Genomic DNA, 22938 nt, shown 5'->3' on the forward strand with positions numbered 1-22938 from the left:
GTCTATATGGCTGTGGCGCTCGCCGTGGGGTCTACGTTAAGCATCAGTGAAATTGCTGCTGCCAAAGATTATGCGCTGGCAGAGGCGGCTCGCCCTGCCTTTGGTGAATATGGCGTGTGGTTCACGGTTGCTGTCGCCATCATCGCAACCGCATCGGGCCTTCTTGCCAGTGTTTTTGCCGTATCGCGCATGCTCGCGATGCTCACAGACATGAACCTCATCCCTCACCGCCATTTTGGAATGCCCGGTGACGTGCAAAAGCACACGCTTGTTTTCACAGTTATAGCAGCGGGTCTGTTGGCTGCGTTTTTCGATCTGAGCCGGATAGCATCCTTAGGGGCCATATTTTATCTGGTCATGGATATAGTTATCCATTGGGGCGTTTATCGTCATCTCAAAGAAGATGTCGAAGCTAAAGGCTGGATCTTGCTCAGCGCGATCATTCTGGATTTGATTGTCCTTGGAGCATTCCTGACCATGAAAGCAGCTAGTGATCCAATGATCATTGCTATTTCTTTCGCTGGCATTGCAGGTTTTTTCGCTTTCGAGAAATATTATTTGTCGACCCGGCGTACCGACGATGAAGCCAAACCCGGCATGGAAGGGCATTCCCATTGATCTGGACAATTTTTCTTGGTCTGTCGATGTTTGGAGTAACCGGGTTTATCCACTTTCAGGTTATCCACCGGACGCATCAATGGCTCAAATCAACAAGCTTGGGTAAAACCCGTAAACTGGTGATTGGGCTTTATGCCGCAGCTATCGCACATATTTCGGAGGCTGGCCTTTACGCCATTGCGTTTGTAGCAGGATCCAGCGCTGGTCTTGGCGGCTTCAAGCCAGCGGATATCTCATCAATGGAAATTTTCTATTTTTCATTGGTTAATTATACGTCCCTTGGCCTTGGTGATATTTATCCGACCGGTCACTTGCGGTTTCTGGCGGGTATAGAATCTTTGAACGGCTTTTTGCTGATCAGCTGTTCGGCTTCACTGATTTTTATATTGATGACCGAAACAGAAACTAGTCCAGCACAATGATTGGGGCGAGCCTCCGCAAGGAAAGGCTTTTGTATGATTGAAAAAGGCATGATGAAAAATAGACAAAAAACCCGCCGCGCAAAATCGGGGCTTCCTTTGCTGGTTTTGCCTGTCTTGGCGCTACAAGTACCAATTTTTTCGCTTCACGCAGAACCGCTCACGTTCGCAAAAGCGGTCGAACTAGCAGAAACGGCAACACCTGCAATTGAGGCCCGCTCGCTGGTCGTCGAAGCGGCGCAGAGCGCTGCGATTGCCGCTGATCAACTTCCCGATCCGAAACTCAGTGTCGATATACTCGATCGGAGAATTGCAGGCCCGTTCGAGTTTTCTCCCCGTCCCGGTCGAAACGGGTTTCCAAGGCAAAGGATCGGTATCAGTCAGGATATTCCCAATGGGGCCAAAAGACGCGCTCGTGCCGGTCAGGCGATGGCGGACATAACGGTAGCCAGAGCTAATAAAAAAGCGTTGGTTCAGGATGTGCAGCTCTATTCCGCGCTTTCCTGGATCGATCTCCATTATGCCCAGCGTCGGCTGCGAATATTGGAAGTTTTGCAGCAGAGCCTCAATGATGTGTCGGCAACGGTTGGTGCACGCCTTGAATCGGGGGTCACCCGGCCGGCTGAGGCATTTGAACCGGAACTACTGATAGCGAAACTTGCTGATCGGCGCTCCATGCGCGTCGCCGATATTGAAAAGGCCCGGGCAATGCTAGCGCGTTGGACCGGTGTTGATAGCCCCGAGACCGAAGGCGCGCTCCCTGATTTTACCCTGGACCGGGAAGTTCTTGTCGACACCATCAAGGAACTGCCCATTCTGGATATTCAAGACGCAAAAGTGGAACGGGCGGACGCCGATGTGGAACTCGCACGCGCGAACAAACGCCCGGACTTTAGTGTGAATGCCTCCTATGCGCACCGCCGACCGGAATATGGCGAATATGTCTCGGTCGGCGTCACCATTGATCTGCCGCTGTTTGCAAAAAAGCGCCAAAACCCGGTTATTGATGCCCGGATACTTGAAGCAAGTGCCGCCCGGCTAGAAGCGAACGACCTAGAGCGACAATTGCAAGCAGAACTCTCCCGCGACCTGGCTGAAAACCGGTCTTACCGGGAAAATTGGGAACGCTCGAAAAATATACTTTTGCCTTTGGCCAAAAAACAAGCCGAACTGGAACGGGTCAGCTATGGGGCCGGGCGCGTTGATCTGGACACGGCGCTCAATGCAGCGGTGGCGTTCGCCGAAGCAGAAATCGATCTTCTCGACCGTGAGGCCACATTGGTGCGCGACACGGTTCGCATCAAATATACTTATGAAAGGAACCAGCCATGAAGCTGACATCGACACAGGAAAATAAATGGCGCGCACTTATCCTTGTTGCGGTTCTGGCCGCTGGCGGCGGAGGATATTGGCTCGGCACGGGCGGTGCTGGCGGGTCGAGCGACACCGAGGCTACGCAGGGCAAAGGCGACGTCCTTTATTATTATGATCCGATGTTTCCCCAGCAGAAATTCGACAAGCCGGGCAAGTCGCCGTTCATGGATATGCAGCTTATTCCAAAATATGCTGATGAGGGCGATGATGGAAACGCCGGAGAACCGGGTATCACCATCGATTCCACCATTGCGCAAAATCTGGGCATCCGGACCGCTGAGGCGCAAGTAGGAAAGATTGAGTCCAACCTTAAAGTGACGGGAACTATCGAGTTCAACGAACGCGATGTTGCCATTGTTCAGGCGAGATCGGGCGGGTTTGTCCAGCGCACATATCGCCGCGCGCCCAGCGACATAGTAGCCGCTGGCGCTCCACTGGCAGATATATTGGTTCCCGACTGGGGCGGCGCGCAGGCAGAATATCTCGCGCTGGCAAGAAGCGGCAATGACCAGTTTGCAGCAGCGGCAAAGGCAAGGATGCGGCTGCTGGGCATGCCGGACGATCTAATCCGCCGGGTTGCGCGGAGCGGAAGGCAGCAAAGCGTTTATACGGTCTCGGCGCCCATTGGCGGGGTGATCGAAAGCTTGAGCGTGCGTCAGGGCATGACTTTGTCCGAAGGCGAGCCGCTTGCGCAGATTAATGGACTGAACACTGTATGGCTGAATGTCGCTATTCCTGAAGCAAGGGCACCGGAAATCCGCGTTGGACAGCGCGCAGTTGCTGAGCTTCAAAGTTTCCCCGGTATGGAATTTGCAGGAAAAGTCATTGCCATTCTTCCGTCTGCCGAAACTGACAGCAGAACGCTTACCGGAAGGATCGAATTGGCCAATAAAGGCGGTCGGCTTCGTCCGGGCATGTTCGCTACTGTCGATATGGGTGATACGGGCAGTCCTGCGATAATTGTTCCAAGCGAAGCAATAATCGCAACCGGTTCGCGCACGCTTGTAATGCTCGCGAGCGGTAAGGGTCGCTATCGTCCTGCGGAAGTCACAATTGGCCGCGAAGGCGGCGGACAGACGGTAGTTCTGGCTGGCCTATCGCCGGGTGAAAAGGTCATCGTTTCCGGCCAGTTCCTTGTCGATTCAGAAGCTAGCCTGTCGGGGATCAAAGTACGTCCGATTGAGGGTGAGCAAAAGACTGCGCCCAAGACAATGTCTGGCTATCAAACATCTGGTAGAATTGAAGCGATCAAAAGCGGAGCGGTTACCTTGTCGCACGAACCGGTACCTGCACTCAAATGGCCGGCAATGACGATGGACTTCAAACTTGCCAAACAGGGATTACTGCGCGGCTTTAAAAAGGGCGACCGCGTGACCTTTCGCTTCGAGCAAAGAGACAGTGGTTCAACAATCACGGGCGTTAGCCGCAAAGAGAATGACCAATGATCGAAAAGATTATTCGTGCCAGCGTTTCAGGCCGGGTTTTTGTTCTTTTGCTAATGGCCGTATTGGTTGCTTCCGGTTTCTGGGCGGTTAGGACAACACCTGTCGATGCTTTGCCAGATCTTTCGGACGTGCAGGTCATTATTCGCACTTCCTATCCCGGACAAGCGCCGCAGATTGTTGAAAATCAGGTAACCTATCCGCTCGCAACCACAATGCTTTCGGTTCCGGGATCGCGCGCCGTGCGCGGTTATTCGTTTAACGGCGACAGCTATGTCTATGTGCTTTTTGATGACAGCACCGATCTCTATTGGGCGCGTTCGCGTGTTCTTGAATATCTCAATCAAGTGCAAGCCGATTTACCGACCGGCGTTGTCCCGTCCCTTGGTCCGGACGCAACCGGAGTAGGGTGGGTATATGAATATGCGCTGGTTGACCGGACTGGACGCAATGACCTGTCTCAGCTGCGTTCGTTGCAGGATTGGTTCCTTCGCTATGAACTACAAACCATTCCCGGCGTTGCGGAAGTCGCGTCCATCGGCGGCATGGTAAAACAATATCAGATCGTGCTTGATCCCGACCGGATGGTGTCGCTCGGGATTGATCAGGACAGCGTTATCAAGGCCGTTCAAAACGCCAATATGGAAGTCGGCGGTTCCGTCGTCGAAATGGCAGAACGTGAATATATCGTCCGTGCCACTGGCTATCTTGAAAATCTCGATGATTTTCGGGCCATTCCGTTAAAAACCGCGCGCGGCGGTGTTCCTGTCACGTTGGGAGATATTGCGCGGATTCAAATTGGTCCTGAAATCAGGCGGGGGCTCGCCGAACTCAACGGAGAAGGCGAAGTGGCTGGGGGCGTCATTATATTACGCTCGGGCAAAAATGCCCGCGAAACAATTGTGGGCGTGAAAGAAAAATTGGAGGTACTCAAGAAAAGCCTGCCGCCAGGGGTCGAGATTGTGACAACCTATGATCGTTCCGAACTGATCGACAAGGCCGTGGATAATCTCTCTACCAAGTTGCTTGAAGAATTTATTGTTGTCGCAATCGTCTGCGCACTGTTCCTGTGGCATGCTCGCTCTGCTCTCGTAGCCGTTCTGACCCTGCCTTTGGGAATATTGATAGCATTTCTGATCATGCGCTTTCAGGGGATAAACGCCAATATCATGTCGCTTGGCGGAATAGCTATTGCCATCGGTGCGATGGTTGATGCTGCTATTGTCATGATTGAGAACGCACATAAGCATCTTGAAAAATGGCGAAATGGGAATCCAGATCGTGAAATGCCCAGTGAAAAACGTTGGGAATTGGTTGTCGATGCCGCTGCAGAAGTGGGCCCCGCGCTATTTCTAAGCCTGCTAATCATCACTTTCTCCTTCCTGCCGATATTTACACTGGAAGGACAAGAGGGAAGGCTGTTTTCGCCGCTCGCCTTCACCAAAACTTATGCCATGGCAGGCGCTGCCATCCTTTCTATCACGCTTGTCCCCGTTCTGATGGGCTATTTTATCCGCGGAAAAATTCCGTCTGAAGATAAGAATCCGATCAATCGAGTTCTCAAAAAAATCTATGCCCCAGCACTCGAATGGTCGCTCGACAGGCCGAAGCTAACACTATTGGTTGCTGTCCTAGCCTTTGCCACAAGCGCATGGCCGATTAGTCAGCTTGGCGGAGAGTTCATGCCGCAAATGGATGAAGGTGATTTGCTTTACATGCCAAATGCCTTGCCGGGATTATCTCCGGCCAAAGCTTCTGAACTACTTCAACAAACCAACCGTTTGATAAAATCCGTGCCCGAAGTGGAAACGGTATTTGGTAAAGCGGGACGCGCCGATACAGCGACTGATCCTGCCCCGCTTACCATGTTCGAAACAACCATCCATTTCAAACCGAAGGAGGAATGGCGCCCGGGAATGACATCGGACAAGCTCATCGAAGAACTTGATCAAGCCGTCAGAGTGCCAGGCCTTGCGAACTTCTGGATACCACCGATCCGCAATCGGATCGAAATGCTTTCAACAGGCATCAAAAGCCCGATTGGAATTAAAGTGTCGGGCGATAATCTGGATGCAATAGACAAAGTCGCAAGGCAAATTGAGGGTGCTGCTAAAACAGTCGATGGCGTTAGTTCCGCCTTAGCGGAAAGGCTAACCGGTGGGAGTTATATTGACGTCAAAATCAACCGTGCCGCCGCCGCTCGCTATGGCCTCAATATTTCAGATGTTCAGTCCGTCGTGTCGAGCGCCATCGGGGGCAAGAATATCGGCGAAACGGTTGAAGGGCTGGCCCGCTATCCGATAAGTGTCCGATACCCGCGAGAAATTCGCGGTAGCCTTGAGAAGCTTCGAAATTTACCAGTTCTCACTCCGTCCTTGCAACAAGTTACCCTTGGTACGGTGGCTGACATTGATATAAGTTCCGGTCCACCGATGCTGCGCAGTGAAAATGGTCGTCCATCAACCTGGATATATATTGACACCCGTGGGCGTGACTTGGTTTCAGTGGTTGCAGATTTGCAAACCGCTATTGGCGAGGAAGTCGATCTGCCACCCGGCGTTAGCGTAGCCTATACCGGACAGTTTGAGTATCTGCAGCGCGCAAGCAGCCGGTTGATGATTGTTTTGCCTGCTACATTGGCGATAATCTTCTTTCTGCTTTATCTTACCTTTCGCCGTTTCGATGAAGCCTTGCTTATCTTGGCGACATTACCCTTCGCGCTCACCGGCGGCCTATGGTTGATCTATGCTATGGGTTTAAACCAGTCGATTGCAACTGCGGTCGGTTTTATTGCCTTGGCAGGCGTGTCCGCCGAATTTGGTGTGGTGATGCTGATCTATCTTAAACAAGCTCTGGAAGCGCGCGGCGAAAGGCCGGACGTGGCGCAAATCAAGCAAGCTGTGCGTGAAGGCGCTTTGCAGCGAATTAGGCCCAAAGCCATGACTGTCGCGGTCATCCTGGCAGGCCTGTTCCCGATCCTCATTGGCGATGGAGCAGGCTCGGAAGTTATGCGCCGGATCGCAGCCCCAATGGTGGGCGGAATGCTCACTGCACCCCTGCTGTCGCTGTTCGTCGTGCCCGCAGCCTATTATTTGCTGCGCAGACGCGAAGTATCTCGCAAGGAGCACTGAACAAGGCAAATGTTTTTCAATTTCTGGAGGTCAACAAAGTAAAACGATCGACATTGAGGTGGTTAAGTAATCCGTGCAGTGGATGATTATACGGCATTAGCCGTCATTACTAAGAGCTGCGATGATCGGATAATTTTCTAGTTTCCCCTTTTTCAGGCACATCTTCGACTAGGTTGGTAAGAGCTGTTTCCATCCGTTTAAGTAGAGTGACTTTTCGACACGCTTCCGCTTTTTTTCCTTCTGGTCCGCTTTGCTTCCGGACGTAAGAGCTTCTTCCCTGTAGCGATTGATGTGAATCTTCAAAATCTTCATTTTATTCGACCGCAACGCTCGCTCTATCGCCGAACATTATTGTATAAAATCAATGCATTAGGGACCTTCTTTCGTCATTTTGGAAATGCCACGCGCCACAGCTTGCGGGAACTTTTATCAAAAATAATGAGGGGTGTGACTGTCTCGAACGTAAGTTAAAATATAGAGGCTATTTAACGGGGGAAAAATGCACTCTCTCCATCACCGCCGTTCGTTGTTGATCGCACTTCTTGAAGTCGGCGATGTTGGCTTGGTTAGCAGCGCTAAAGCCGCCATCGAACTATGAGAGAGGACCAACCCAAAAACTATCTAAAAACTATGCTGCTTCACGGCAACAATATGAACACCCTTAAGATACTTTTTATTGGGCTTTCTGTTTTGGCGGGAGCTCAAGAATTTATTCGCCGCTTTGTGACGCTTTTTGAAACTGGAAATCAACTCATTGCGTTGGCGGCTTTTTGCATATTGCTGGTCTTGTGTATTCTCAGTCTTGTTGGCGCTGGCTTAATCCGTAACGGAATTTTGCGTTGGTCTTTGGCCGTATTTCTTGCTGCCGGGTCGATGATGGTGGATAGCTATCAATGGGTCGTTGGTGATTTCATGGACTATGAAGCGTTCATCACTATGATCCAAAGTGCTGAAAATATCGGCGAGGCAGCAGCACAGCATGGCGAGGTGATAACCTTAGCCGTGGGTAAATCTATAATCCTGCTTGTTGGCATTGGCCTGAAACCTGCTGTTACGCAGGGTATATTTGCGGTGCTTTTAAAACTCTTGTCAGTGCCTGTTATTCTGGTGCTCGCTCTCTTGCTATTTTTTCGAGGCGGGGAAGGGGCCAGTGGTCTACCATCCTCGCATAGCGGATTGAGCTATGGATTACTGTATGGCTACGAATATTTAACTCAGGATCATAGTCCCCGCGAAGCGATAGCGATCAAACCTACACGCGCAAAACCGGCTGCAGATATCGTGCTCATTGTAGATGAAAGCATCGCCGGTGCGTATCTCGACATCAATAGCAAGACGGGTGTTTATTCCGGATTGGCGAATCCCAAGACCAAAGTGCCAGTCCACAATTTTGGTCTCGCGGCGGCCATCACTAATTGCAGCGTTGGAGCCAATGTCACCCTGCGATACGGCGGAACACGGGACAATTACCGCGAGACGATCAAATCAAAACCTTCTATTTGGGCTTATGCTAAAGCGGCGAAGCTTGAAACAATCTATATTGATGCACAGCGAACTGGAGGCGTGTATCAAAATCTGATGGATGATGCCGAACGCGCGTTAATAGATAAATGGGATCAATTTGACGAAGTTTCCGTTCTGTATCGCGATCAGGCTGTGGCAGGCCGCTTGGCAGATTATCTAAATGATGAAAAACAACAGTTCATTCTTGTCAATAAAGTTGGCGGACACTTTCCCGTAAGTGACAAGTTTCCGAATTCCCATGCCCGTTATGCGCCTATGCTCAAGCGCCAGTTTACCGATGTAAGCGAGGCACCTCCAGACAATCTGGATGGCCGGCAAAGCAACTGGGTGCTTTATCGCAACAGCTACCGAAATACTTTGCTTTGGAATGTTGGCGGTTTTTTTGACCGGCTTTTTGCAAAGTCTGAAATTGGCGATGCCATGGTCATTTACACTTCCGATCATGGCCAGACATTCCATGAACGAGGCGAGTATGGAGAAGCGACGCATTGCACCTCCAATCCGGAGATTGAGGAGGGCGTCGTACCGTTAATCCTAATCGGCGGGCCATCTTCAGAGCAAGCGCGATGGGCGAAGGCGGCAAAAGCAAATCATGATAAGTTAAGCAATTACAGAATTTTTCCTACATTGCTGGGCGCGATGGGATATGCGAAGAGAGATATTGAAGAAGTCTACGGCTTCGACTTGTCGTCGAATGAGCCCGATCCCTTCACATTCAACGTCAATTTTAACGCGCGCCTCGGCGGTGACCCGATTTGGATGCACATTCCATCGGGCAAAATCGCGCGCCCACCGCTATCGGATTTTTCGAAAAAGGCAGATTTGCTTGATCAATAAGATCGCATATCTTTATTTGCTTTTGTAAGTTAAGTCGAACTCGCGATTGATGCCGGTGTATTAATAGAAAGCGCTCCCAATCTGGCCGACCAAAGCGCCAACTAGTTCTTTTTTCTATACACTTCACTTTGTCACGTTCTTGTGCGACACTGAAGTATAGCAAGATCCCGGCTAATCGGGATAACAAGGGGAGTGGGGCTATGTCCTATCCGGATTTACCGGCAAATGTAAAAACAATGGCGGCATCTACGCAAATGCGGTGGCGTCACCGATACTGGCATTTGGTGAAGAATGAGGGATTTGTAAAAAACCCCGCCAATATCGATATCGTACAAGCTCTGGCTGATATTGGCTGGACAGCGGCATTGACCGGTGAGCCTGGTAGCGGTCTTGATTTCCTTTATATGCACCGGCAGATGATCCACCATGTGGATATGATGCTTAGCAACGCCAATGATCCTAATTGGGGAAAAGTTGAAGGGTGGAGCAATATTCCAGCTATGCCGGATGATCCGGACTGGCCGGAGCCGCAGATTCCCAATATCGATAATCCTACTGCCTGGCCGGAAAATATCCGAGACACGATTGAAGCCATAGCTGGTGCGCGTAGCGCTGAGGCACTGACTACAAATATGGGCTATGCGACAACCTTGCGCGATCCGGCATTCCTTACACGCCCTGATATCACCTTGGATAAATATGGCGAGCTAATTGAAATTACCGTGCATAACTGGATGCACATGAGGTTTGCCGCATCGCCGCCTGCAGACTTTGAGGATGAAAGCACCGCAAATGACTGGCTCGGCGCACCGTTTTCAAGCCATGTGAACAAATATTTCTGGAAATTACATGGCTGGATCGATGATTGTATAGGGCTCTGGGAAATAGAAAATGAGAAACAAGCTGATTTTTCTTCGGCATGGCGCGCACCTGAAGAAGCGCCGCCGTGGGATGATTTGCTACCGACACCTGCAGCTGAAATGGCAATTAGAAAGTCTAAAGCGCCATTATTTGGACCACTGCAGCCTTTTGCTGCGTCACCCAGCGCAATTAAAAGTGCACAGCAGGTCATCGAAAGCCATAAGAAGTAAAAGTCAATATTTTCAATAATATAACATAAGACATAAGATTGATTCTTGCGGAGCTGGCCCTACGCCGCCTTCTTGAAAAGCAACATGCCGCTCGGTACTGCAGGGCGGGGAGCGGGCTGGCCTACCTGCTAGATTGCCAATTCACCTACGACAATGCGCGGCCGTGATTTGGACCAAAACAGCGGTTACTGGGGCATGAGTGTTGGCGAGCTTTAATTAAAATTCCAATGGAATTTGATTGAGGAATTGCGGCTTTATTAATAGTAGAATATCTTGCATATGTCCATAATTATGGCTATATAAGAACCATATGTATCGACATAAATAAGGACGCCGCATGGCTCATGCACATAAAGACGCACGTAAAAAAACTGGTAAAACAGGCAGTTGGGCCACGCGTTCCGCAAGCAGCGGTAAGTTTATGGCTAGCTTTGTCACTAAAGGTGGCAAAGTTGATATTGAGCAAGTCAGCCGCACTTTTAAAATGTCTAAAGTTCAGTTAGCCGAAACTGCCGGTCTGGGTAAAACCACAGTAACAAAAGTGGAAAGGCGCGAAAGCCCGAAAGCGCAATCCCGTATGACAGAAATGCTTGAAATATTAGTGCGCGTGCGCGGTTGGGCAGGTAGCGAAGCACAGGCAATGGCATGGTATCGCGCAGAGCCCATTCCAGCCTTGGATGGAAGGACCGCCGAGGCTTTGGTTAAATCAGGCCAAGCAAATGCTGTTCGGGAATATCTCGATCATCTCGCTCTGGGTGGTTTTGCTTGAATTTTGTAGGGCGGTGTTACCGTGCCCATGATCCGTTTTGGTCTTTCAAGCCAATATCGGGAGACGGCGCTGCTATGCGTGGCGGACGATTTAACAGGAAAGGTCAGCCGGCGCTTTATTTAGCCCTCGATTCTGTAACCGCACTGATTGAATGTTCCCAGGGATTTTCTGGACGTTTATCGCCCATCACTTTGTGTGAATATGATGTTGAATGCGAAAATATCGCGGACCTTAGAACCACCAAAGACCAAAAAGCGCTGTCTGTAGATTTTGAAGATCTGGATTGCGCTTGGCTAACTATCCAGCTTGCTGGAAAAACCGCGCCGTCACAAAAGATCGCAAATGATATGGCAGCAGCCGGTTATGACGGCATACTTGTTCCAAGCTTTGCACCTGATGCAAAAAAGGATAGTTCAAATTTGATCTTGTGGAACTGGGGACCGAAATTGCCACATAAAGTTGAAGTTTACGATCCTTCTGGAAGATTACCGAAAAACCAACTTTCGTGGGATTAGGGTTATTCTCGCTCGATATACCAAAAATCCAATAAAACTTAACATAATCTTTGTTATCAACCTTAGTGATCACTGGCTATCACCTGCCCTTTAGGTGCAAATCCCGACGTTAAATGACCCGGTCAATGTGCCAGCCTCGCAACAAGTTCGAATGGCTCTCCATCTGATGGTTCGCCCGTCTCGATCGGTATGCCGAAAGATTCGTCATCGTCAGGCTCAACGCCCATCTCATTTTCCAGAAAATCCCGATATCTGGCGCGGTGCGTATCATTCATGATCCAGACCAGTCGTTCGCGCGGGACATCTGGTGCCTCCACAACGGCATCGGTCATTGCCCGGTGATAGTCATACATCATACTGCCTCCGTTAGAACCGCGTCTATCATCGCGCCAATTCGGTGGAAAGCAAATACTTCGAAGGGGCGTCAGACTATGCTTTACTGCAGATTGCTCTATCTCGTTTGCGTACGCTCTAAAATATTAAAGGGTGTGGACAAATGTCCATTATTTTGGTAAAAGCGGTCAAAAGGACGCAACATGCTTAACATTATTCCCTCTGGAACGTCAAAAAAACCCGCTCCTATGGGCGGCGATTATGGCCCGGCCGAAATCGAAGCCATGCAGCGTGCCATCATAAATCTATTTTCGAAGTGGGCCGTCAAAGATGCTGACGCCGCGATCATTCTGGGCGGCATATCAAAAAAGACCTTACGGCGCTGGAGAGATGGCGACTATGGCAGGGTAAACCGGGATATGGCTGACCGGATGTCAAACCTTCTTGGTATTCATAAAGCTCTACGGGTTATATTTTCCGACCCTCAGCGCGGCTATAGCTGGATTAACAACCCGAATAAGGCTTTCGGCGACCAGTCTGCGCTAGATGTTCTGCGGCTCGGCGGTATGGAAGATGTTGTCCGCATCAGACGCTATTTGGATTCTGTTCGCGGCGGATGGTAGACGCCGCAATCGCGCATATCTCATGGCCGAAGACACACCGCTTGGTGATGTCTCAATTCCCTCCCATCGATTTGTTCGACGATATTGCTGATCCACGAGATTGGGAAACATTGGCGAGTGCACAATCGCGAACCAATCCACGTATCTATGAGGAAATTGGTGATCTGTCTCTAGTGCCGGTTGATCGCAGATTGGCTGGCGATGGTGCGTCCTGGGTCATGGCCGCATTTACACATATATCACCTGACCGGGCTTCACGGTTCAGCGACGGAACTTTTGGAGTATATTATGCTGGCGACTGTCTCGAAACGGCTTTGCGCGAACACACGTTTCATGTGGAGCGATTTTATAGAGATGCGGTGATGGAACCTGGTTGGATTTCAAAAGTCCGCCAGCTTGTAGGAACCGTCGATACTGATCTTGTAGACCTCCGCGATCCGGGTAATGAGCATCTGCTCAACCCGGATATTGCTACTTATCCAATCTCTCAAACATTTGCTAAAGAACAGAAGTTGTTGGAGCGCGATGGTCTTATTTACCCTAGTTTGCGTCACGATGGCGGACAGTGCATCGCAATTTTCTTTCCCGACGCTGTAACCCCACCAGTTCAGGCGGAGCATTTTCGATATCATTGGAACGGTACACGCGTTGACTTCGTTCAAGCTCTTTCTGGGGACCGGGAAATTCTGGAATTGGTCTAATATATCTCAAATCCAGAAAATCTCCGCTATGGTCTATAACCGTGACCAAATGCAGTAACAAAAAAATTCAGAGGTTTTTCGGGTCACAAAATGATTAGGATAATGAACGATCAATCAGGGTAGGATTAAAAGAGTGGATGAAGAAAATACGGAAGCAGTTGAGTTATATCATCCACCCTTTGTAGTCCGTGCTCTCGACTGGATAGAAGGTATATCCTCCGAACAGCTTATTGCCGCTGCGCAGATCAAGGATCAAAATAAGAGTGGCTTCATTCCCCCAGCTGCGCTGGTTCGAATTATTCGTCGATTTAGGACTGACGGTAAGCTGGAGCTCAGTGATCGTCTCGTAGCAATACTGATCACGAATGCTTATGATTATGTCAGGAGGGTTTCAGCGGGGTTTGAAGTTGGAGATAGAGAGGACGTGATCCAGGAAACCATGCAAACGTTTCTTACCGAACTGGCCGAGAATGACGGTATTGATTGGTGGGAGGTGACATTTCACCGGGAGTTGCGACGCCGCGCCAGCGATGCCTATGCACGTTTAATTGGCCGTCACCGCAAGCGATCAGCTGAACTTACTGATGATCAAGAGTTCAGTGATGATGGTGAGGCAGCGGCTGCTCTTCAAATACGCGCTACGCTTGTAGCATTTGCGGACAAAAGGCTTAAAACAGAAGAGCACCGCCGACTTTTCCTTCTGCTGATGTTGGGCGACCTCCCGATAGATGCACCTGAAGCGCCCAATGATCTGGTTCGCCTCACAGGTAAACCGCGTAGTACACTTGCAAATCTCAAGACAGATTTTACGCGCATGCTCAAAGCAGCGCTTGTGGAGAAAGCGTCATGAATCCAACCTTATCAAACCCTAATAAGCTTGCAGAAGATTTCATTTCCTACGGTATCTGGGACTCAGCAGCTGTCGACCAACTGAGTTCAACCGAATTGGACGAGCTGTTCGATCACCTAGTTGCCCGCTCAATTGTCGAAACTGCGGCATCGAGTATCAGCCCAAATCCGGAAGTCCTTGATTCTGATGCGCAGGCAGCTGTGTTGAGTCTGCAAAGCTTCTATCTTGGTGCGCTGAACCGCTCGCGAGCGTCTAGACCTGACCCATCTTCCAAATTACCCAAAGCGGCTACATGGTTAGCAATCGAACCTGTCCTCAGAGATCGCGACTTTCTGATCCGGTTGGCGCAGCGCCGTCTTAGCGGATTGGGAGCACGCTGCGCGCGCGACTTGGCCGATTTGCTCGGTGTACCCAAACAAGTACTCGAGGACTATTTTGCAGGACAGGCCGGAGAAAACCTTGCCTTTGTTGAAAACCGAAATGTTGGCAAGCCGCAGGACGGCGGAGTAGAGGACTTCGCCACAGCTTTGGCTCGCTCAGATGTCCCTGACGCGTTCAAACGGAGGTGGCTGGAAGCATAGGAAATGGCCGCTTTCGACCTTGCCCGAATTGCCGCACGTAAACTCCGCGAAGGACATAGCGCTGAGCGCGCCCAAGGATATGAAGCTGTTGCTGCAGCCGCGGCGGGACTAGGTTTTGTCATTAAATTGGTCCCGCCCGGCGATCCAGTTATTGGTACGAGTGATGCCAAACTCCTTAGAGACTGGTTGTCGATCTACGTGCGCAACGACGTGTCGTCCGATCAAGCTGCAGCTTATGCGGCACACGAGCTCGGTCATCTGGAACTGCACCAACCACAAGAACTCTGCTCTGGATCAGACCCAGACGCCGGCGCGTCACGCGCGCTTTCGAGGGTCGAAGCCTATGGGCCGCGGGAACGACGGGAACTGCAAGCCAATGTATTCGCCCGTGAATTTCTGTTACCGCGCTCGCTGGCCCGGCAGCTATTTCTCGTAGAGTGCAAGAGCGCAGCCGATATTGCTCAGACCCTCAAACTTCCTTACCCTTTGGTGCGACGCCAGCTGTTGGACAGCCTCCTCGGCCCAGACATCGCGGAACAGTCGGTCGATATGGTCGCGCCGCAGCAGAAGCGAGATGAGAGCCAATGGGCGGCCGCCACCTTTGAAGGATCGGCTCTGCTGCTCGAGGCCGGCCCGGGTTCTGGTAAAACCCGCACTCTTGTGATGAGAATTGAACACCTTTTGGCGCAGCCGACTGTGAGTGCGAGAGATATACTTGCTCTAACATTTTCAAATAAGGCTGCAGGCGATCTTGCCGACCGCATTGCTAAAGCTCACCCAAATGCTGCCGCAGAAATGTGGACGGGAACCTTTCACGCCTTCGGGCTCGATCTAATCCGTCGTTATTATGATAAGCTTGGCCTTCCCAACAATGTCCAGTTAATTGATAAGGCACAGGCAATAGAACTGCTTGAAGATCGGCTACCGCTGATGGGACTGAAACATTATCACGATCTACGCAACCCGGATCAGGGTTTAGTCAAGATACTTTCAGCGATCTCGCGCGCCAAAGACGAGCTCGTAGATCATGAAGACTTTGGTCGCCGCGCAAGCGCTGCTCTCGAAGTGGCCACTAGCGAGAAGGAAATCATTGCCGCAGAGCGTTCCTGCGAAGCGGCAACGGTATATAGGGTCTACACCGAGACTCTTCGTGAAGCTGGAGCAGTCGATTTTGGTGACCTCGTGATGCTGCCTGCACTCCTGATCGGCCGTAACGACGCGGTTCGCGAACAGGTGGCCCAGCGCCATTCTCACGTGCTGGTGGATGAGTATCAAGACGTAAATAGAGCAAGTGCACGTCTTTTGATTGAGCTTTATCGCGCAGGGTCAAGGCTTTGGGTTGTAGGCGATGCCCGACAATCCCTGTATCGCTGGAGGGGCGCATCATCAGCAAATATGGCAGGGTTCGAAGCCGATTTCGCTGGCGGTCAGCGCCTCCCTCTCGGTCATAATTACCGTTCGACTGATCATATCGTCAGTTTGAGCCGCCGCTTCGCTGCTGACATGCGAGCGGGCAAGAATGGTCTTGCATATAAGGCAGCCGCACAGCGATCTGAGGAAGGAAGCACCACGAAGCTGCTAGTTGGACGAAATGATGACTGCGAAGGCGAACTTCTCGCAGCAGAGATCAAACGTCTTGTGGAAGCTGGCGTACCACTGGCTACCCAAGCGGTCCTTGCGCCCACAAATGGCAGGTTGGACATTATGGCAGCGGCACTCGCCCGACAGGAGATAGCAACAACACATCTTGGCAGCTTTTTTGAGCGCGACGAAGTGCGAGATCTTTTGTCCATCCTCGCCCTACTTGCGGAAGCGAACGGCGGCGCTCTGGTCCGCGTCGCCGCGCTCCGAGAAATCAGGGTTGGACCACAAGATATCGGGACAATCGTCAGCGCGGCTCATAAAGACCGCATCCCGCTCAACGCCTTGCTTGAACGAGCATCAACCTTGCCGGGCATGACCTCCGCAGGTGGCCAAGCGTTGGAACGACTGGGAATGCAACTGAAGGGATTAGAATCTCATATGTCTGCGTTCGAGGTGGCGGCGAGTTGGCTACTTGATCGGTCGGATTATTTGCGGGATATTGCGAGTGAGCCGGGTCCGGAGGGCTCACTCGCACGCGCTGCGCTACAAGCCCTTCTTGGCTTTCTCGATCAACGCGAGCTTGATGGACGGCTGTTGACGCCAGCACGCGCGATCAAACGTGTGCGCAGTGCTGTGCTACTGGCTGACGATCGTGACCTTAGAGACGCGGCTCTTGGGGCTGACGCCGCCGCTGTTCGAATGATGACGATTCACGGTGCCAAAGGCTTAGAGTTTTCTGCAGTCCATGTGGTCGGCCTGCATGATCAGTGCTTACCCGGACGATTTCAACGCGATGACAGTCCCCTGCCGCCAGGATTGGTGCAGCCAGAAACACGGGAGATGCACCTCGAGGAGGAAGAATGCCTGTTTTTCGTCGCCATTTCGCGACCGGAAGATCATCTTCGCCTCTATCATAACGAAATAGCAAACGTCCGATCTCGAAAGCCGTCTCCCTTTCTGGCGCGCCTCGGTAACCTTAGTCGCCACGAGCTCGCTGTTGCCACCGCCCCTTCCAACAGTCCTATTGTCCAGCACAAGCCTGTAAAAACCGTCCAAATCAACATATTTGATATTCGGGACTATGCAAGCTGCGCCTTGCGCATCGCATACCGGAGATATTTCGGGATTCATGGACGGCGCCACGAGTCTCCGTACCTTCAAACATCTGGCGTTCTCTATACTTTGGTGGATAGGATTACCGAAGTTGCCGGCCCGAATGTTAACTCAAATATGCAGGCTGTATTGGAAGAGGTTTGGGAAACACGCGGACCTATCGGAAGCGGACTAGCAGCCGATTACTTTGCCCACGCCAGCGGAAGGGTTTCGACTCTTGCACAGTTGGCCAGCGGGTTTGAGTCGCCGGGTTTTGCACATATTGAATTACCCATAAACGGTGGGACATTGACTGTCGGCGCGCCGTTAGTGCGTTCAACACCGAAAGGTACTGAAATCCGCTTCTTTGACGCAGGTCCTGTGCGCTCCAAAACCGGCAATGATCAATCAGCTGGTATTCTTCTTTCCGCCGCTAGGCATGCCTTTGGCCGCCAAGTAGACGCCATGACCGCACATATGACTGATGGTGGCGTAGTCGGCTTTAAGAGGAGTGAGGAAAAGGTAGCAAACGATCTTGAGGAAGCAGGTCAGATTTTGTCAGCGATCAACAGCGGTACGCTGCCACCAAATCCCAGCATGCGTATATGCGGACGTTGCCCCCACTTTGTTTCCTGCCCATCGGTCGGAGCCATCGAGCCTATCTAATTTTTTATTCAGACGAATTCCGTCTCTGAAAGGGATGACTCTAGTGAACACGGCATTCCCGCATGGGCCACAATCGGAGTATTATCCATGTCAATCGACATTTTTATCAAGCGGGGTGGTTGCCTCGACGTCGTCCACCGCAAAGTCAATAAGCTCGACTTCAAGAAACTCAAGCAAGAACTGGACACAGAGTTTGGCCCCGGTGAACTCTTTGTCGAAGACCAGGACGATCCTGTCACTCATGATCATCAGTTCAAACCCGGCAGCATTTTCCTTCACCATAGCTGCTGCAAGCGGATCGACTTGATTGTCCGCTACGCTGGCAAGACTTACGAGCATCGCTTCGCACCGAGCGTGACACTAAAAAAGGTCAAACGGCGCGCCGAAAAAAAACTCAATATCGACCCTGCCGACTCGGTCGAATTGTCACTGCAGATCGCAGACAGTTCTGACCGTCCGGACGAGGCGACACATGTTGGCTCGCTTGCCAATCCACCAACATGCTCAGTTATCTTCGACCTTGTTCCCTCAGACCGCATCAACGGCTAATCGATGACTCCCGACCAAGCTATTTGGGAACGCGATATTGGCGCGGCGTCTTTTCTGGAAGGCGTCGCGCGCAATCGGTGGTCAATCGTCTCACTCGATTGGCCTTTTGCGCTGTTCGGTATAACAGCCCGTGATGGTCGGATCTTCTATCTGAGGCTAAACTTTGCAGGCTATCCAGCCGCCCCGCCAACAGGCGGTCTCTGGGATCCTGAAACTGAAACAGTGCCTGCCCTCAACCAGTGGCCGACCGGTGATGCCGTGTTCGTAAGCGTTTTCAACCGCGGTTGGCAAAACGGACTAGCATTATATATGCCGCTCGATCGGGTATCCCTTAATGGGCATCATGATTGGCCGACTCAATATCCCCACCTTATGTGGCAACCTGACCGGGGTCTCGTGCAGTATATTAGTGAAGTTCACAGACTTTTAAACGCGCGAGGCTATCATGGCATCACCGGATAATCGTTTACGAATCTCATGGTATAAGTGGTGGCGGCTTATGCGACAACTGCGTCTTCGCGGTGCTGGCATCAGAGAAAGTGGTGCTTTTCTGCTCGGGTCCCGCACAGTCACCGGTGGCTGGGTCACGGATTTTGTCTTTTATGACGACATCGACCCCTACGCCCTTGCCCAAGGACATGTTCATCTAGCGGGCGCCGCTCTTAATCGAGTTTGGGACCGCTGTTCAGCAACTGGCTTGGAGGTTATTGCCGATGTTCACACTCATCCTGGCAGCTCCGGTCAGAGCCTTTCGGATCAGAACCATCCCATGATTGCAATTAGAGGTCACACAGCGCTCATCGTTCCCAATTTCGCTTCTTCTGTTTTGAATCTGCGCGGTATTGGCATCTATCGTCATCTTGGCGCACGCAAATGGATTTCTTTACCGTCTCCTCGCGCCGGTTTGCGCGGGCTAAAATTTTGAAAGGATTTATCTATGCAGCATGCTGACTTCAATCAGTTCGTCGATGGCTTCAACCGCCTAGCCAAACTTGATCTCGACATCGGCGAAGCGGTCGATCCAGATGCTGCAATGGCGCGGTTGATGAGCTATTCCGCACATGTCGCAGTAGGCCCAGAAATTGTCCAGAGTGTGGCTCACCAAATTGCACTGCTCACTTTTGTAAATATTGCTTCGCGCTTCGCATTAGGCGGTGTGACTGTATCCGGGCTCGGCGATGTACCACTACTCGCACCATGGCTTGGAAAAGATTTGAAATCAGCAGTCATCGCACTGGGCGGCAATGTTGGATCAAAAGCATCTGAAGCACCGGTTGTGATCATCGGCAGTATCCTGTCGGCGCCCCCAGAGCGAGGTTGTCAGCTCACTTTCGAAGGCTGGCGCGGCGGTGTCGTGCCGCTAGGGCATCAACGTCTTAGCGAATGTGATGTGACAGCACCGGCAGCTGTGCTTTCGGGCGCATTTGCGGCAGCCGAAGTCTTCGCAATATTGCGCGGTGAAGCCGGTGCGGGCTTACGTCCTCAAGGGCTTTCGGTTTGGCGACCTGACGGAGACGCAGACTGGTTCTCCACTATGAGTGACGGGCCAACGCTTTCGCAGTTGCCAAATCATCTATGGGTGCTCGGTCTGGGACATCTAGGGCAAGCATTTCTATGGGTATTGGCGATGTGTCCTTATCAAGATAGGTCAGCCGTAAAACTGGTACTTCAAGATACCGATATAGTGACGGGTTCAACATCGAGCACATCAATCTTGACGATTGACGGTAGTACTGGACGCAAAACCCGCACAGTAGCAACGCTTTTTGAATCGCTCGGGTTCATGACGAGCTTAGTCGAGCGGCCATTTGATGATGGATTTTGCAGGCGTGCCGACGATCCGTCAATTCTCGTCTGTGGCGTCGATAACGCCTTAGCCCGTAGCCAGGTAGAAACGCCCGGTTTCCCGCTTGTGATTGAAGCCGGAATCGGCAGAACTGCGGATGACTTTAGATCTGTTCGCCTGCACAGTTTCCCTGCACAACGGAAGGCGTCGGCACTCTGGAAAGCTGGTGCTATTGAGCCGGACATCTCAATAGGAAAGACTCCAGGGTATAATCGCTTCAAAGAGCAGGGCGTTGACGACTGCGGGCTTACGCGTCTTGCAGGCACAGCGGTCGGTGCGCCCTTCGTTGGGGGCATCGCCGGGGTTCTTATGCTCGGACAAATATTGAGACTGTTGCACGGCGACACACTTGATGCAGTTATTGATTTTGATCTGCGCGCATTAGATGCACGACGTGCCGTAGGTAATTCGGTGTTAACTCAGCTCAATCCTGGGTTTCAATCATGTATTTAGGCGAACCACCGTGAGATTCAGACGTTACATATTGTTTCAAAACGGAACCCTAGTTGAGCAGTATGGGCTGATTGATTTCATTAGTAGAAAGAAGTTGTCAGTGTGATAATTCTAGCGTCAGCTAGCAAGGGAATTTTGGGGGTATCGAAAATATGCAAATGTATCATATTCAGATCAAGACATTTTGGCGGCCAACGGAAATGATTTCCTGATTCCGCCTTCCTATCAAAGAAAAGTCAAACACCTCATGAACTTTACATTTCTTCACGCAGCCGATCTTCATCTTGATAGCCCCCTCCTCGGTTTGGCGAGCAAGTCAGCCGACTATGCCGAACGCGTTGACCGCGCCTCACGTGACGCTTTCGAAAAGCTAATAGAACTTGCCATTGAAGAGGGCTGCAGCTTCATCGTATTGGCAGGTGACATTTTTGATGGAGACCTTCGCAATTTTGAGACCGGTCTTTTCTTCGTCAACCAGATGCAGCGTCTTGAAGAGGAAGGGATACAGGCCTTCTTGATCCTCGGTAATCATGATGCAGAAAATCGTTTCGCGGCCAAGCTCTCAATGTCGGCTAATGTTCATCTGTTCGCCAGTAAGGCAGCCGAGGCGATTGCCATCGAAGCGCTAAAAGTCTCTGTCCATGGCCGCAGCTTCCCTCAACGTGACGTGACCGAAAATATCGCACGAGATTATCCACCTGCAGTCGCTGGCCATTTCAATATTGGCGTGCTGCATACAGCATGCCAAGGAAGCGAAAGTTATCACGCGCCTTACGCTCCGTGTAGCGTCGAACAGCTAGTCAATCATGGCTATGACTATTGGGCGTTGGGCCATGTCCATGCACGCTCAGTGCTAAACGAACATCCTCATATCGTTTATCCCGGTAACTTGCAGGGACGTAGTCCCCGGGAAACCGGGGCTAAAGGTGCAACAATCGTCACAGTTAGCGACGGTGAGGTTGCGCATCTCGAACATCACGACCTCGACGTCGTTCGCTGGTTCGTCGTCACGGTAGATGTCGCCGAAACGGAAGGCCGCACCGAACTGATCGACCAAATCCGTAACGAAATTGAGGAGGTCTGCACTGACGCTGGCGATCGTGCTCTAGCAATACGCTTACGGCTCGTTGGCGAAACCAACCAACACCAACAACTTCTAATTGAACAACAGATTTTGCGCGAGGACATCGCCGTGCTTCTGGCGACACTGGCGCAAGACATCTGGCTAGAAAAGATTGTGATAGCGACAACGGCCCCTCCCCTGCCAAGTTCGCTCGACCCGACGGTTTCGGGCCAGCTGGCAGCCGAGATTATAGCGGAAAGCGCTGATTTCATAAACGAGCTGATCGAGGAACGAATTGCAGAGGTTCGTGCAAAAATGCCTGCTGCTGCGCATGCTGACGCCTTTTTCGAAATGCTACGGGAAGATGCGCCAAAGCGCGCGCGCATATTGGCGCTCTCGTTGGTAAACGAAACGGAGGCCGGCGATGCAGCTAACTGAATTGACGCTTGAGCGTTACGGGGCTTTTGCCGAACGCATCCTCCCAATTCCAACCAATGCGGGTCTCACAATTATTTACGGCCCCAATGAAGCCGGCAAAAGCACATGCCTAGCAGCAATAAGCGACTTCCTGTTTGGCATTCCAGAAAGGACCCCTCATGCGAGCCTATTTGGTTATGATGGAATGAGAGTGAGCGCTGAGTTGGTCGATGCTGATGGAACTGCATTGACATTGCGCAGACGTCGTGGCCGTGTTCGCACCCTATCCGATGCGGCAGGCACACCCCTTGATGACTCAATCCTAAATGGGATGCTCGGCGCTACCACCCGAGAGCGTTTTGCGACATTATTTGGGCTCAACCATGAGACGCTTCGCTCAGGCGGATCGAGCCTGCTCGCGGCAGAAGGTGATATAGGTCGTTTGATAGTTGAAGCAGGC

At 51.4% G+C, this 22938-nt stretch carries 20 protein-coding genes and 1 pseudogene; 20 read left to right on the forward strand and 1 reads right to left on the reverse strand.

What is annotated here, in order from left to right:
- The 9 genes and pseudogenes from V7676_RS17690 to V7676_RS17730 all read left to right on the forward strand — a co-directional run.
- Positions 1 to 618 (forward strand): annotated as a pseudogene (locus V7676_RS17690) (amino acid permease); the annotation flags it as partial.
- Entirely contained in the window at positions 615 to 1040 is a 426-nt protein-coding gene (locus V7676_RS17695; RefSeq protein ID WP_335660909.1) for an ion channel, read from the forward strand. The pseudogene V7676_RS17690 and the gene V7676_RS17695, both read left to right, overlap by 4 nt.
- Positions 1041 to 1073: 33 nt before the next feature.
- On the forward strand, positions 1074 to 2369 hold the full coding sequence (locus V7676_RS17700; RefSeq protein WP_335660910.1) for a TolC family protein: 1296 nt from the start codon (positions 1074 to 1076) through the stop codon (positions 2367 to 2369).
- On the forward strand, positions 2366 to 3856 hold the full coding sequence (locus V7676_RS17705) for an efflux RND transporter periplasmic adaptor subunit (protein WP_335660911.1): 1491 nt from the start codon (positions 2366 to 2368) through the stop codon (positions 3854 to 3856). The genes V7676_RS17700 and V7676_RS17705 overlap by 4 nt, the downstream gene beginning before the upstream one ends.
- Positions 3853 to 6984, forward strand: a complete 3132-nt coding sequence (locus V7676_RS17710; RefSeq protein WP_335660912.1) for an efflux RND transporter permease subunit — start codon at positions 3853 to 3855, stop codon at positions 6982 to 6984. The genes V7676_RS17705 and V7676_RS17710 overlap by 4 nt, the downstream gene beginning before the upstream one ends.
- 651 nt (positions 6985 to 7635) lie before the next feature.
- On the forward strand, positions 7636 to 9345 hold the full coding sequence (locus tag V7676_RS17715; RefSeq protein WP_335660913.1) for a sulfatase-like hydrolase/transferase: 1710 nt from the start codon (positions 7636 to 7638) through the stop codon (positions 9343 to 9345).
- Positions 9346 to 9545: 200 nt separating this feature from the next.
- Entirely contained in the window at positions 9546 to 10436 is an 891-nt protein-coding gene (locus V7676_RS17720; RefSeq protein ID WP_335657486.1) for a hypothetical protein, read from the forward strand.
- A 337-nt stretch (positions 10437 to 10773) separates the two neighbouring features.
- Complete coding sequence (locus V7676_RS17725; RefSeq protein ID WP_335657487.1) at positions 10774 to 11205, forward strand: MbcA/ParS/Xre antitoxin family protein; 432 nt, start codon at positions 10774 to 10776, stop codon at positions 11203 to 11205.
- Complete coding sequence (locus tag V7676_RS17730) at positions 11202 to 11720, forward strand: RES family NAD+ phosphorylase (protein WP_335660914.1); 519 nt, start codon at positions 11202 to 11204, stop codon at positions 11718 to 11720. The genes V7676_RS17725 and V7676_RS17730 overlap by 4 nt, the downstream gene beginning before the upstream one ends.
- Before the next feature lie 122 nt (positions 11721 to 11842).
- On the opposite strand, the gene V7676_RS17735 is transcribed toward V7676_RS17730, so the two are convergent.
- Positions 11843 to 12076, reverse strand: a complete 234-nt coding sequence (locus V7676_RS17735) for a hypothetical protein (protein WP_335660915.1) — start codon at positions 12074 to 12076, stop codon at positions 11843 to 11845.
- A gap of 180 nt (positions 12077 to 12256) precedes the next feature.
- Between V7676_RS17735 and V7676_RS17740 the strand changes: the two genes are divergently transcribed.
- The 11 genes from V7676_RS17740 to V7676_RS17790 all read left to right on the forward strand — a co-directional run.
- On the forward strand, positions 12257 to 12676 hold the full coding sequence (locus V7676_RS17740; protein ID WP_335657489.1) for an antitoxin Xre/MbcA/ParS toxin-binding domain-containing protein: 420 nt from the start codon (positions 12257 to 12259) through the stop codon (positions 12674 to 12676).
- A 47-nt stretch (positions 12677 to 12723) separates the two neighbouring features.
- Positions 12724 to 13377: an RES family NAD+ phosphorylase gene (locus V7676_RS17745; protein WP_335660916.1), complete on the forward strand. Its 654-nt coding sequence runs from the start codon at positions 12724 to 12726 to the stop codon at positions 13375 to 13377.
- A 133-nt stretch (positions 13378 to 13510) separates the two neighbouring features.
- A complete protein-coding gene (locus V7676_RS17750; protein WP_335660917.1) occupies positions 13511 to 14227 on the forward strand; it encodes a hypothetical protein in 717 nt (238 codons plus the stop codon).
- A complete protein-coding gene (locus V7676_RS17755) occupies positions 14224 to 14808 on the forward strand; it encodes a hypothetical protein (RefSeq protein ID WP_335657590.1) in 585 nt (194 codons plus the stop codon). The genes V7676_RS17750 and V7676_RS17755 overlap by 4 nt, the downstream gene beginning before the upstream one ends.
- A 3-nt stretch (positions 14809 to 14811) precedes the next feature.
- Positions 14812 to 18150: a UvrD-helicase domain-containing protein gene (locus V7676_RS17760; protein WP_335660918.1), complete on the forward strand. Its 3339-nt coding sequence runs from the start codon at positions 14812 to 14814 to the stop codon at positions 18148 to 18150.
- A gap of 87 nt (positions 18151 to 18237) precedes the next feature.
- Complete coding sequence (locus V7676_RS17765; RefSeq protein ID WP_335660919.1) at positions 18238 to 18699, forward strand: hypothetical protein; 462 nt, start codon at positions 18238 to 18240, stop codon at positions 18697 to 18699.
- Positions 18700 to 18702: 3 nt separating this feature from the next.
- The gene (locus tag V7676_RS17770; protein WP_335660920.1) at positions 18703 to 19161 is read left to right on the forward strand and encodes a DUF7665 family protein; all 459 of its coding nucleotides are present in this window, start codon (positions 18703 to 18705) and stop codon (positions 19159 to 19161) included.
- Positions 19162 to 19198: 37 nt separating this feature from the next.
- On the forward strand, positions 19199 to 19624 hold the full coding sequence (locus V7676_RS17775; protein ID WP_335660921.1) for a hypothetical protein: 426 nt from the start codon (positions 19199 to 19201) through the stop codon (positions 19622 to 19624).
- Positions 19625 to 19636: 12 nt separating this feature from the next.
- Positions 19637 to 20998, forward strand: coding sequence for a hypothetical protein (locus V7676_RS17780; RefSeq protein WP_335660922.1), 1362 nt, complete (start codon positions 19637 to 19639; stop codon positions 20996 to 20998).
- A 247-nt stretch (positions 20999 to 21245) separates the two neighbouring features.
- The gene (locus V7676_RS17785; protein WP_335660924.1) at positions 21246 to 22499 is read left to right on the forward strand and encodes a metallophosphoesterase family protein; all 1254 of its coding nucleotides are present in this window, start codon (positions 21246 to 21248) and stop codon (positions 22497 to 22499) included.
- The coding region (locus V7676_RS17790; protein WP_335660925.1) for an AAA family ATPase at positions 22486 to 22938 on the forward strand (453 nt) is incomplete at its 3' end. The genes V7676_RS17785 and V7676_RS17790, both read left to right, overlap by 14 nt.

This window comes from Parasphingorhabdus sp. (genome assembly GCF_036963805.1).
Lineage (GTDB): Bacteria > Pseudomonadota > Alphaproteobacteria > Sphingomonadales > Sphingomonadaceae > Parasphingorhabdus.